Here is a 12,711-nt window from a genome sequence, read left to right on the forward strand (position 1 = left end):
TAAACGCGAAGTATAGAAAGGCTATATCAAGGGGTGGGTTGTAATGAGGGTGGAGATAAAGTTCAGGCCCGCGGAGGAGGGCACGATTCTGCCGTTTAACTACAATTACGACGTTTACACTCAGCTTGTGGCTAAAATGGCGGTAGTCTCCCCTGAAATAGCCAGGGAAGCAGAAGTGAGCCATGTTGACTACTTCACATTTTCCCGCATAATGGTGCGGAAGCGCGAGCTCATCCCGGACAGGGGGATTAGGGTTCTCTCGGACGACGTCTCGCTCTACGTATCGTCCTCCTCGAACGAGCTGATAAAAGCGGTCGTTGAGGGCTTCATCGACAGCCCGATTCTGCAGATAGGGGACGCCACTTTCATCGCCGATGACATAAAGGTCCTCAAGGAACCCAGGATAAAGGAGAGCGCCCTGTTCTCGACGCTGAGCCCGATAATGGTCAGGACGGTTAAGCTGAGCGGCAACCGGATGAAGATATGGGACCTCTACCCCAACGAGGAGAGCTTCTTTGACAAGCTCCGCAAGGTAATGCTCATGCGCTATTCTGCCATAATGGGGGAGATGCCCGAGGAGAGGGACTTTTCAATAGACGTTGTCAAGTTCAAGCCCGTCAGGATACTCGTTAAGGACACATACTACCGCGGCTCGCTCATGATATTCCGCTACACCGGCTCCTCCGAGATCGCCCGCTTCGGCTATGAGAACGGTTTTGGGGAAAAAACGAGGTACGGCTTCGGGATGGTCAAGGTGATAGATGAAGAGCAAGAACCAGAAGCCCGAGAATGAACTCTATCCCCCAGACTATCGCGACGAGCCTCGGCTCGTTCACCCTGACCGTTCTCATTATCGTTCCCAGAAAGCTGGGGTACGGCGGTGCCCTCAGCGTCCCGTCGGGCAGCACTTCCGTTCTTCCATGTTTCCTGACCCCGAACCTGACTCCAACCGCCTTTATCACGAAGTCCAGAAAGTGCGGGACGAGGAGTATCGCCGCGTAAAGTTCGACCTTTCCGAGTATCCCAACGAGCCCAATCAGCGCCCCCATGCTCAGCGTTCCCGTATCGCCTGGGAAGACCCTCGCGGGGTAGCGGTTCCACCACAGGAACCCCAGGGCGGCGCCGAATCCCGCCAGCGCCAGACCCCTGGCGGGTCCGTCGGTCACCACAGCCAGAACGCCCAGGGCCACGGCGGAGGTTCCAATCTCGAGACCGTTGAAACCTGCCAGCAGGTTCACCAGGTTTGCCGAGCCCGTAACGAAAAGCACCGCAAAGACTGGGTAGAGGATTCCAAGATCGATGGTGTGGCCGAGGATGTCTATCCTTGAGGATGCCCCGAAGAACGCGGTTGGAACCGCGACCAGGAGGGAGAGGACCACCTTGTGGGACTGTCTGAGTGCCGTCAGGTCGTCCACGATTCCAACGACTCCGAAGAGCATGAATACAAGGAGGGCCCGGGCGGTTTCGGGATCGAGGGACGGTGCCAGCGCTAATGGGATGCCAACGAGGAGCGCCAGTCCGCCCATCTCGGCAACTTCGGGCCGGTCGAGCTTGTGTATGTCCCTTCCGATGATGCCAGCTTGCTTCAATCTCCCCGAGAGGTAAGGGGTGAGGATGAACGTCAGGGTTAAACCTATAAGCGGAGCAACCTCTATCATATCCAGGCACCCTTCGCTTGTAGGAACGCCCAAAAATAAACCCTTCGGTGGACGGCATGGACGTGAGGCTCGTGGTCTTCGACCTCGATGGAACGCTCGTTGGTGCTCCAAAACCCTTTACTCAACTCAAGGAGGAGCTGAAATCCAGGCTCCTGGCCGAGGGAATACCGGAGGAGGTCCTGGGGGATCTCACCCCCATGTACGAGAGTCTCCAGAGGATAGCTGGGGAAACGGGCAGGAACTTCGGAGAGCTCTATTCTCATATGGTGGAGCTTGAAACCGAGCGCATATCTGAGAGCTTTCTCTTTGAAGGCGTCAGGGAAACCCTGGAGTTTCTCAGGGAAAGGGGTATCCGGATGGCGGTGATGACCCGCAGCTCCAGGATGGCGGCTCTCAGGGCCCTTGAGATGCACGGCATAGCTGGATATTTCAGCGTGGTGTCCACGCGGGACGATGTCCCTCCGGGGGAGCTTAAACCGAACGCCGGCCAGCTGGGGCGGATAATCGAAGCCCTCGGCGTTGAGCCGACCAGAACCCTCGTAGTCGGCGACCACGGTTACGATATACTGCCTGCGAAGGAGCTTGGAGCGCTCTCGGTCATGATAACCTCCCACGAGTCTGGAAGGATGAGCTTCTCCGTCGATGTGGAGCCGGACTTCGAGGTTCCAACGATGGAGGAGTTCAGAAGTCTAATTGAGACCCTTCTGGACACGTATATCGTCGTCCCTGCCTACAACGAGGAGCGCATGGTGGGCACCGTTTTGGAGGATCTGCTGCGCTACTTCAGGCGCGACGAGATAATCGTTGTCAACGACGGCTCCCGCGACGGGACCGAGGAGATAGCCCGCTCAAAGGGCGTTCACGTTCTCACGCACCTGGTTAACAGGGGGCTCGGCGGTGCCCTCGGCACGGGCATCGCCTACGCACTCAGGAAAAACGCCCGGCTGATCCTCACCTTCGATGCCGACGGTCAGCACCTCGTGAGCGACGCCCTCCGCGTAATGAAGCCCGTTGCCGAGGGTAAAGCGGACTTCGCGGTCGGCTCCCGCCTCAGGGGCGACACCAGTCAGATGCCGTTTGTCAAGCGCTTTGGCAACTTCGTCCTCGACGCGATAACAGCAGTTTTTGCCAGGAAGTACGTCAGCGACAGTCAGAGTGGTCTGCGCTGTTTCAACCATGACTGTGCGGCCAGGATAAGGATAACCTGCGACAGGTACGCCGTTTCGAGCGAAATCATCATTGAGGCCGCCAAAAGCGGGTGCAGAATAGTTGAGGTTCCAATAAAGGCCGTCTATACGGAGTACTCGATGAAAAAGGGCACCAACATATTTGAGGGCGTTAAAATCGCGCTCAACCTGCTGTTCGATAAGCTGAGGTGATGGATATGTATGCGGTTCAGTACATAGCCATAGCGGTCGTCCTCATCCTGATGGTATACGTCCTGGGCAGGTACGGCCGCGGCGAGTTCGAGTGGGGTGACTTTCTCTTCTGGGAGGCCATTCTCATCGGTCTGCTGGTGGTCTCGATATTCCCGGTTCAGATAGCCAACGAGATCAGGAAACTCCTCGGCCTTGGGAGGGGTCTCGACGCCCTGTTCGTCATAGGAATCGGTCTCTCCTACATACTCGTCTTCAGGATTTATCTCACGGTCGATAAAACCGAGCGGGAGATAACAGAACTGACGAGAAAGATAGCGATAGAGCTTGAGGAAATAAACAGAAGGCTTGAGGAGATGGAAAAGAAGCACTAAACCCTGAACTCCCCAAAGAGTTCCTCCAGGAATGCCTTAACGCGCTCCTTTGGCAGTTTGAACTGTCGTATTTTCACTATCCCCTTCCTCTGGGCCTCCTTCAGCAGAATCTCCGTCGCTTCGTTGGGGTACATATCCTCGTAGACTATCTCCTTTATTCCGGCGTTTATGACTATCTTGAAGCAGGTGTCGCAGGGGAAGTGGGTGACGTAGAGCGTTGCCCCCTCGAGGCTTATACCCTTCCTGGCGGCCATGGCTATAACGTTCTGCTCCGCGTGAACGGCCCTGTGGCAGTGTCCATCGACTATCAGGCAGCCGGCGTCGATGCAGTGATCCATTCCGCGCGGGGCCCCGTTGTATCCAGTGGCCAGGATGTAGCCGTCCTTGACGGCGACGGCCCCAACGCGGAGCCTCGGGCACGTCGCGCGGAGCGATACGAGCTTAGCTATAAGCATGAAGTACTCGTCCTTGGTCGGCCGTATCCGCTTTATCCTGTCCGCCTTCTCCCTGTCCAGGAAGATTTCAACCGGCATGGTTCATCACTGCATGCGCTTATTGAACATGTTGTTTCCGTCTATCTCGATGATGATCCGGAATATCCTTTCATCGTAGCTTGGGTGGGTCTCGATTATTTGAACCTTCTGCTTCCTCTCGATTGATGGCTCGATGCTCGGGAGCACGCTTGATTTGATGCCGACGCGGAGGTCCTCGTAGTACTTCAGCTCCTCCAGGGCGCGCTTGAGGTTCATCGGTGTGTCGAGGAGCCTCAGGGCGGTCTCGTCCGCCTGGAACTCCCGCTCCTTGTGGAAGTTCGCGCGGGTCACCTCATAGAGGCCCAGGAGCGTCAGTGAGGCGGCACTGATAACCAGGCTTCTGGTCAGAATCATCAGGATCGCCGTGAACATCACCATAAGGTACCTTCCGTAGGCAAGAACCGGGAAGGTCCTGGTGTCGCCGTTCTTTATGTGTCCCAGCTCGTGTGCGGCCACCGCCAGTATCTCCTCCTGATCGAGGACTTCGAACAGGCCGAGTGAAAGCACTATCGTATTCTTGAAGGAGTACGCGGTGGGGATGTACTCGTCCAGTATGTATACCCTTGGCATCGGCAGGCCCGCCTTCCTGGCCATCTCTGCGATGCCGTCGTAGAGCCAGGGCATCTCGCTCCGCTGGAGGGGAACGTACTCGCCCTTGATGTCGTGGGTTGAGGCCCACACGTAGAGCGCCAGCACGGTCCCGAAGACCACCAGCGATATTTCAAGGCCCAGCTCAGCCAGTGCTATCACTGCCAGCAGGACCTCAATGGCCATTACGATGAACAGCATCGTCATCACTTCTTGATCCTGGACAGGTAAGCGTAGGTCGCCTCCTTGAAGTTCGTCATAAGGGCATCCAGTATGCTCTGGACAACCTTTTCTTCAAACTCCTCTCTGGTGGCGGTTATGGCGTAGACGTACCTCATTCCACCCCTTCCCTTCTCAACGCTCCTCTTGAGCAGTCCCCTTTCGCAGAGGCGGTTCATGAGTATGCTTATGGTCGAACGCCTTATATCGGGGTGCTTCTCCTTCATGTACTCGTAGACCTGGCCGGCCGTTGCCACCTTGACCTTCCACATGTGCTCCATTATCTCTGCCTCGAGCGGTGGGAGAACGGCCTTCATTCCCTCCTCGGTAAGCTTGAACTCGTGCGGCTCCATGTTACCACCATCCTTCCCTTAATGTATGATAGGGTGTCGGGGCTAAAAAGTTTTTGTGCAATCAGGTACCACTGTGTACAGTGCCTCCTTTTGGTGAAGAATTAGATTTTTAAATCCCCGCCTGGAATAACTATGGGTGTGGGCCGGTGGCTTAGCATGGATAGAGCGTCGGCCTCCGGAGCCGAAGGTCGCGGGTTCAAATCCCGCCCGGCCCGCCAGTTACAAACTTCGCCTGTGCGAAGTTTGATCAGAGTTGGTGGCTCCTCCTAGAGGCTTTCTTGTTCAGTGGTTTCTTCAGTCACTTGGAGTGTCTGGGTTTGGAAGCTTTTGGTTGAGAAACTCGTTGCCCAAGACTGTCCACCAACCGTTATAAGGGATCACCTTTAACTTTCCCGTTAGGTGTCAGTTATGGAAAACCATCACCTTTTCGATTTGTCGGACTACAGGGTTTTAATCCCCAAGAAACCGGACCTTAGATACCTCTACCTTGAGATAACCAACCGCTGTAATCTCCGCTGTGAGATGTGCTTCAAGCAGTACTGGGAGGACCCCGAAGGCGATATGGACTGGGAGCTTTTCATGAAGATACTCGACGACGCCGAGGAGCTCCCTGAGCTGGAGATGATATATTTTGGGGGAATTGGCGAGCCGACCGTTCACCCGCGCTTCATGAACATGGCCAGAGAGGTCAAGAAACGCGGCTTCGCCCTCGGCATAAGCACCAACGGCTTCCTTCTAACGGATGAACGCATAAGGACGCTTGTTGAAATTGGCCTTGATCTGATATACTTTTCAATCGACTCCATCCCAACTCAGCCCGTTGATATAGGCCACATAAAGCCCGACTACACAAGCTCGCGCATAAGGAAGATACAGGAGGTCAAGAGAGAACTCGGGAGCGACGTTCCACACATCGGCGTCGAGGTCGTCGCAACGAAGGAGAACTACGAGGAGCTACCGGAGATAGCGCACTACGTCGGCTCCCTCGGGGTTGATACGCTCCTGATCTCAAACCTTATCCCAATCACCAAGGAGCACTCCGAGCTAATCGTTTATGATGGGAGCGTCGATATGAAGCCCATCGTCGATAAGCTGGAAGCAATTTACCACGGTTACCTGCACAAAATAGCCGAGTTCTCCCTGAGGACGGAGCGCAAGTGTGAGTTCGTTGACAAGAAGGTTGCCGTAATTCGATGGGACGGCGAAGTAGCGCCATGCTACCGCTTCCTGCACACCTACCCCGAGATAGTCTTCGGGAGGGAGAAGAAGGTTTACGCCCACTCCTTCGGCAACGTCAGGGAGAAGAGCCTGAGGGATATATGGACGAGCAGGGAATACAGCTGGTTCCGCTACGTTGTTAAAAACGCCCTCTACCCGAGCTGTACCGACTGTCCCCTCAACGAGTCCTGCTCCTTTGTCCAGGACACCCACTACGACTGCTGGGGCAATACTCCAAGCTGCGCGGACTGCCTCTGGTCAAGGCGTATAGTTCTCTGCCCGATTCCTGAGAAGGGCATGAAGGGATTCTGGTGAGGTCGTTCCATCGATATCGTGCATTGAATTCATCTTTCCCCGGAGAAGTTTGTTAAACAGAAGGAGTTAATTTGTTCATCAATGTCGCATTCTTCTGCTTTCGTCAAATTTATTAACATCAATGTACAAAAATGTTTCCAAGAACTGCTGGAGGCTTCAGAGTATGTTTGCGTATTGGGGAAAAATTTTGAGAGTGAACTTGACAAACGGGACCGTAAAAGAGGAGCATTTTGGCGAGGAATTCGCGAAGAAATGGCTGGGAACGAGGGGTTTTGGCATCTACTATCTCCTCAAGGAGATGGACGCCACCGTGGACCCGCTGAGCCCCGAGAATAAGATTATATACGCCACCGGGCCTCTGACCGGAACGACGGCACCGACCGGCGGGAGGTACATGGTGATAACCAAGAGCCCGCTGACGGGCTATATTGCAATGGCGAACTCGGGCGGATTCTTTGGTGCGGAGCTGAAGTTCGCGGGCTGGGACGCCATCATAGTGGAGGGAGCCTCCGACCACCCGGTTTACCTTTACATAAACGACGAGAGCGTCGAGCTCAGGGACGCGAGCCACCTCTGGGGCAAGACCTCCACCGAGACCGAGGAGGTCCTCAAGGAGGAAATCGGAGACAAGAGAATCCGCGTTGCACTCATAGGTCCAGCAGGTGAGAACCTCGTTCGCTTTGCCGCGGTGATGAACGATGAGCACAGGGCCGCAGGTAGGGGTGGCGTTGGTGCAGTGATGGGAAGCAAGAAGCTGAAGGCGATAGTCGTCCGCGGACACAAGCGCGTTGAGGTTGCCGACAGGGCGAAGTTCACGAGCGTCGTCAAGGAGAAGACCGACAAGCTCAGGAACGACCCGACCGCCGGCGGTGGACTGCCGAAGTACGGAACGGCCGTCCTCGTGAACATAATCAACCAGAACGGTCTGTACCCAACGAGGAACTTCCAGTACAGCCAGTTCGAGTATGCGGAGGAGCAGAGCGGTGAGGCCATGGCGGCCAAGTACCTGATAAGGAACAAGCCGTGCTACGCCTGTCCGATAGGCTGTGGAAGGGTCAACAAGCTCCCGACCACGGGGGTCACCGAGGGGCCTGAGTACGAGAGCATATGGGCGCTCGGAGCGCACAACGGCATTAACGACCTCGCGAGCATCATCGAGGCCAACCACTGGGCCGACGAGTACGGTATGGACACCATAAGCCTCGGCGGAACCCTCGCGACTGCGATGGAGCTCTACGAGAAGGGCCTGCTCAAGCAGGAGGACCTCGGAGAGGAGGCTCCCCCCTTCAGGTGGGGCAACACGGAGGTTCTGCACTACTACATCGAGAAGATAGCCAAGAGGGAGGGCTTCGGTGACAAGCTGGCCGAAGGTGGCTACCGCCTGGCCGAGATGTACGGTCACACCGAGTACTTCATGGGCGTCAAGAAGCAGGAGCTTCCAGCTTACGATCCGCGCGGAGCAGAGGGACACGGTCTCGGCTACGCCACCAACAACCGCGGTGGCTGCCACATCAAGCAGTACATGATCAGCCCCGAGATTCTCGGCTACCCGTACAAGATGGATCCGCACGACATCGGCGACGAGAAGGTCAAGATGGTCATCCTCTTCCAGGATCTCACGGCTCTAATTGACGCCGCCGGACTCTGTGTGTTTACGACCTTCGGACTCGGCGCCGACGACTACCGCGACATGCTGAACGCGGCCCTTGGCTGGGACCTCTCGACCGAGGAGTACCTCAAGATAGGCGAGCGCATCTGGAACGCCGAGAGGCTCTTCAACCTCAGGGCCGGCCTCGACCCGCTCAAGGAGGACACCCTGCCGAAGAGACTGCTTGAGGAGCCCGTCAGGAACGGGCCGAACAAGGGGCACGTCGTCAGGCTACACCTGATGCTTCCGAAGTACTACAAGTTCCGCGGCTGGACCGAGGACGGGAAGATAACCGAAGAGAAGATGAAGGAGCTCGGAATCGGGGAACTCTGAGGCAAGTTTTCCACTTTGGTTTATTTTTCACGTTTTGTAGATTTTTCAGTATATGGTACTTTCAGGATATTCTCATGGATTAACCGGGCAATCGGGCACGATTTATTCAGCCTTAAGTTACGATATGGCATGCAATTAGTTTACAAATATCAACAAAATTCCCGGAAATTTCGCCCGATATGTTCAACGTACGTTTTGATGTCCGAAAACCTTATATTTGAGTGTCCACATTAGAACCTCGATGACGGGTGTGATACCCGGATGGATATTAAAACACGCTGTTGAAAAGAGGTGTCGAACCATGAAAGGATGGAAGATGCTGGTGGTTGCCCTGTTACTCGTCGGAATGATGGCGGGTGCGGTTGCGGCCGTGCCGGCCAAGCCTGCGGTTGCCCCGCAGGTCCAGAAGAACTACGGCCTCCTGACCCCAGGACTGTTCAAAAAGGTTCAGGGAATGGACTGGAACCAGGAGATCAGCACGGTTATAATGTTTGGCAGTCCACAGGACAGGGATAGGGCCGTGAGGGTACTGGAAACTATGGGAGCGCAGATTAAATACTCCTACAGGATAATCCCCGCCGTCGCGGTTAAAATGAAGGTCAGGGACCTCCTGCTCATCGCCGGTATGATCGACACCGGCTTCTTCGGCAGCACGAAGGTCTCTGGAATCAAGTTCATTCAGGAGGACTACAAGGTTCAGGTCAACGTTGAAACAGAGGGCCTTGACGAGTCGGCCGCTCAGGTCATGGCCACCAACATGTGGAACCTCGGCTACGATGGCTCGGGAATAACCATCGCCATCGTCGACACCGGTATCGACGCCTCCCACCCGGACCTCCAGGGCAAGGTCATCGGCTGGAAGGACTTCGTTAACGGAAAGACCACCTCCTACGATGACCAGGGCCACGGAACCCACGTCGCTTCGATAGCAGCCGGAACCGGAGCGGCCAGCAACGGCAAGTACAAGGGAATGGCCCCCGGTGCCAAGCTCGTGGGCATTAAGGTCCTCGGTGCCGACGGTTCGGGAAGCATCTCCGACATCATAGCCGGTGTGGACTGGGCGGTCCAGAACAAGGACAAGTACGGAATAAGGGTCATCAACCTCTCCCTTGGCTCGAGCCAGAGCTCCGACGGTACCGACTCCCTCAGCCAGGCCGTGAACAACGCCTGGGACGCTGGAATAGTCGTCTGTGTCGCCGCTGGAAACAGCGGGCCCGACAAGTACACCGTCGGTTCCCCTGCTGCGGCCAGCAAGGTCATCACCGTTGGCGCCGTCGATAAGTACGACGTCATAACCGACTTCTCAAGCAGGGGACCAACCGCCGACAACAGGCTCAAGCCCGAGGTCGTCGCTCCGGGCAACTGGATCATAGCGGCTAGAGCCAGCGGAACCCAGCTCACCGACGTTACCATCGGTGACTACTACGTCGCCGCCCCGGGAACCTCGATGGCCACCCCGCACGTCGCCGGAATCTCCGCCCTCATACTCCAGGCTCACCCGGACTGGACCCCTGACAAGGTCAAGACCGCCCTCATCGAGACCGCCGACGTAGTCAAGCCCGACGAGATAGCGGACATCGCCTACGGTGCCGGTAGAGTGAACGCCTACAAGGCGGCCTACTACGACAGCCTCTCCAAGCTCGCCTTCACCGGCTCCGTCGCCGACAAGGGTAGCGCCAGCCACTCCTTCGAGGTAAGCGGAGCCACCTTCGTCACCGCCACCCTCTACTGGGACAACAGCGGAAGCGACCTTGACCTCTACCTCTACGACCCGAACGGCAACCAGGTTGATTACTCCTACACCGCCTACTACGGCTTCGAAAAGGTCGGCTACTACAACCCGACCGCCGGAACCTGGACGCTCAAGGTCGTCAGCTACAGCGGTGCAGCCAACTACCAGGTTGACGTCGTCAGCGACGGCTCTCTGAGCCAGTCCGGCGGAACCACTCCCACCCCGACCGAGCCGACCGTCGATGAGCAGACCTTCACCGGTTCCGTCCACGACTACTACGACAGGAGCGACAGCTTCAAGATGACCGTGAACAGCGGGGCCACCAGGATAACCGGCGACCTCGTCTTCGACACCAGCGCCCACGACCTTGACCTCTACCTCTACGACCCGAACGGCAACATCGTGGACCGCTCCGAGAGCTACAACAGCAACGAGCACGTCGAGTACAGCAACCCGGCTCCCGGCGACTGGACGTTCCTCGTCTACGCCTACAACACCTACGGCTGGGCCTCCTACACCCTCTACGGAAAGGTCTACTACGGGTGAACCATTTTAACCCCTCTTTTCTTTCGTTTCTGGGGTGATCGAAGTGAGGAAGCTTCTGGTAATAACCCTGCTCACGCTCATGCTTTTATCCGCCGTGCCGGTTCGCGCTGGGGAAGCTCAAATCAGGCCCTACGTCTACGAGCCGACCGTTCCGGACACAGCCTTTGCAGTTCTGGCCCTTTACAGAACCGGGGACTACGGGAAGGTTCTGGAGGGCTGCGAGTGGCTGATGGTGATAAGGACGCCCTTCGACTCCTGGGGCTTCGCCAGCGGGGAGGAGCACGAGGCCAAGTACACGGCCATGGCGATGCTCGCGTTGATGAGGGGCGAAAACGTCGCCCGCGGCAGGTACGGCCAGACTCTCAACAGCGCCGCATACTGGCTGATATACAAGCAGAACCCTGACGGCTCCTGGAACGACTACACCGACACGGCACTGGCGTTAATAGCTCTCAGGGAGTTCGTTGGTGGGGGCTACATCAACGAGACCCTCGTGGGCTTCAGGAAGCAGGTGGAAGAGGCCATAAACCGCGCCCAGGGCTGGCTGATGGGAACCGAGCCCAAGACAGATACGGAGCGGATATTTGGGTACATGGCGCTCGGTGAAAGGGAGAAGCTCAGGGAGATGGAAGTGGAAGGCGAGATGAAAGCCTACCGTGCCTTCGCCCTCGCCTACCTCGGCGAGAAGGTTGAGCTGGGCGGGGACTTTGACTCCACAGTCGCCGTGGCAATGGCACTCTACGCGACGGGAGATGAGAAATACCGCGAGGAACTGCTTAAGAGGGAGCACTTCGGCTTCTGGGGCGTCCTTCACTACCGCGTCCTCGATCTTTTGAGCGTTTCCAGAATCCAGGGCTTTGAGGAGCTCCGCCCCATAGCGTGCCCGTACCTCTCCAAGATAAACCCTACTGACGACTGGGAAAGGGTAATCCTCGCCGACTACCGCCTTCTCTGCAACGAGACCCCCGAGTTGCCCTCCGGCATTTCCGCCCTCCTTCCCTGGCAGGTGGCTGAGCTGGCGAGGGTTAAGGCTCTCATGGGCATAGATTACGACAAAGAGGTGAGCTACCTCCTTTCGACTGGAAAGAACGGCGTCTGGAGGGACTTTTACAACACCGAGTACGTTGTGGAGGTCTTCAGGTTCCTCAATGTGAGCTACAACTACTCCCCCTCGCTCGACTACCTCAGCAAGAATCTGACGTGGATGCTCAAAACTACGGACCCGAAAACCGGAAACCCCGTTTACTACAACGTCCCCACCTACTACCTCGCCCACGCGGCCATAGTTTTCAGCGAGTTCGGAATGGAGAACGAGCTTAATGAGACCCTGAGCCTGCTTGCGGAGAGGCAGTACGACAACGGGGCCTTCCCCTACACCCAGGGTTCGATAGCCGGGATTACCTCGACGGCAAGGGTCGCCTGGGCGCTTCAGGAAGCGGGGCTTGAGGACTCTGAGGTTTACGAGAGGGCGGTCTCGTTCCTCAGGAACCTGCTCTACGCGGAGATACCCGACCCGGAGGTAGAGGGCGAAACGGTGAAACTGGCCAACGCCACCTTCCTGCTCGTGGAGAACGGTTCTTACATCGGCAACGCAACGGGGGAGGCGGTGGTTGGGGGCCTGGACGGCTACGTCGTCATTTACCCGTCGAAGAACCCCCTGGCAATAACCGCCTACGGGGTCAATGGTTTCCGCGCCGCCGAACCTGAGACTGAGGAAGGAAAAACGGCCTACCTCTACATCGGGGCCGGAGTCATGCTGATTAGCCTGGCCGGAATCGTGGTCCTGAGAGGCAGGAGAAAAGGGAAGGGGTGATCCCC

General features: G+C 56.7%; 11 protein-coding genes and 1 tRNA gene. 8 read left to right on the forward strand and 4 right to left on the reverse strand.

What is annotated here, in order from left to right; all coding sequences use genetic code 11:
• Positions 1-43 precede the first annotated feature (43 nt).
• Positions 44-793: a CRISPR-associated endoribonuclease Cas6 gene (gene cas6, locus E3E42_RS09740; protein ID WP_167904408.1), complete on the forward strand. Its 750-nt coding sequence runs from the start codon at positions 44-46 to the stop codon at positions 791-793.
• On the opposite strand, the gene E3E42_RS09745 is transcribed toward cas6, so the two are convergent.
• Entirely contained in the window at positions 750-1,658 is a 909-nt protein-coding gene (locus E3E42_RS09745) for a glycosyltransferase 4 family protein (protein ID WP_167904409.1), read from the reverse strand. The genes cas6 and E3E42_RS09745 overlap by 44 nt on opposite strands.
• A gap of 56 nt (positions 1,659-1,714) precedes the next feature.
• On the opposite strand from E3E42_RS09745, the gene E3E42_RS09750 reads away from it, so the two are divergent.
• Together E3E42_RS09750 and E3E42_RS09755 are read left to right on the forward strand one after the other, a co-directional pair.
• Positions 1,715-3,037 carry a glycosyltransferase gene (locus tag E3E42_RS09750; protein ID WP_167904410.1) on the forward strand — a complete coding sequence of 441 codons (1,323 nt, stop codon included), beginning with the start codon at positions 1,715-1,717 and terminating at the stop codon, positions 3,035-3,037.
• A 5-nt stretch (positions 3,038-3,042) separates the two neighbouring features.
• Entirely contained in the window at positions 3,043-3,408 is a 366-nt protein-coding gene (locus tag E3E42_RS09755) for a DUF2304 domain-containing protein (protein ID WP_167904557.1), read from the forward strand.
• On the opposite strand, the gene E3E42_RS09760 is transcribed toward E3E42_RS09755, so the two are convergent.
• Genes E3E42_RS09760 through E3E42_RS09770 form a run of 3 tightly spaced genes read right to left on the reverse strand, consistent with a single transcriptional unit; the run spans position 3,405 to position 5,101 of the window.
• The gene (locus tag E3E42_RS09760) at positions 3,405-3,941 is read right to left on the reverse strand and encodes a cytidine/deoxycytidylate deaminase family protein (RefSeq protein WP_167904411.1); all 537 of its coding nucleotides are present in this window, start codon (positions 3,939-3,941) and stop codon (positions 3,405-3,407) included. The genes E3E42_RS09755 and E3E42_RS09760 overlap by 4 nt on opposite strands.
• A 6-nt stretch (positions 3,942-3,947) precedes the next feature.
• Positions 3,948-4,730 (reverse strand): M48 family metallopeptidase, encoded by a 783-nt coding sequence (locus E3E42_RS09765; RefSeq protein WP_167904558.1) that lies wholly within the window; start codon positions 4,728-4,730, stop codon positions 3,948-3,950.
• 5 nt (positions 4,731-4,735) lie between these two features.
• Positions 4,736-5,101 carry a BlaI/MecI/CopY family transcriptional regulator gene (locus tag E3E42_RS09770; protein ID WP_167904412.1) on the reverse strand — a complete coding sequence of 122 codons (366 nt, stop codon included), beginning with the start codon at positions 5,099-5,101 and terminating at the stop codon, positions 4,736-4,738.
• 140 nt (positions 5,102-5,241) lie between these two features.
• Between E3E42_RS09770 and E3E42_RS09775 the strand changes: the two genes are divergently transcribed.
• From E3E42_RS09775 to E3E42_RS09795, 5 genes are all read left to right on the forward strand, one after another.
• Positions 5,242-5,319: transfer RNA gene (locus E3E42_RS09775), tRNA-Arg, on the forward strand.
• Positions 5,320-5,509: 190 nt separating this feature from the next.
• A complete protein-coding gene (locus tag E3E42_RS09780) occupies positions 5,510-6,634 on the forward strand; it encodes a tungsten cofactor oxidoreductase radical SAM maturase (protein WP_167904559.1) in 1,125 nt (374 codons plus the stop codon).
• 163 nt (positions 6,635-6,797) lie between these two features.
• Positions 6,798-8,615 (forward strand): aldehyde ferredoxin oxidoreductase family protein, encoded by a 1,818-nt coding sequence (locus E3E42_RS09785; protein ID WP_167904413.1) that lies wholly within the window; start codon positions 6,798-6,800, stop codon positions 8,613-8,615.
• 301 nt (positions 8,616-8,916) lie between these two features.
• Positions 8,917-10,893 (forward strand): S8 family serine peptidase, encoded by a 1,977-nt coding sequence (locus E3E42_RS09790; protein WP_167904414.1) that lies wholly within the window; start codon positions 8,917-8,919, stop codon positions 10,891-10,893.
• A 43-nt stretch (positions 10,894-10,936) separates the two neighbouring features.
• Positions 10,937-12,706, forward strand: a complete 1,770-nt coding sequence (locus E3E42_RS09795) for a hypothetical protein (protein ID WP_167904415.1) — start codon at positions 10,937-10,939, stop codon at positions 12,704-12,706.
• Positions 12,707-12,711 lie beyond the last annotated feature (5 nt).

The organism is Thermococcus sp. JdF3, assembly GCF_012027495.1.
Lineage (GTDB): Archaea > Methanobacteriota_B > Thermococci > Thermococcales > Thermococcaceae > Thermococcus.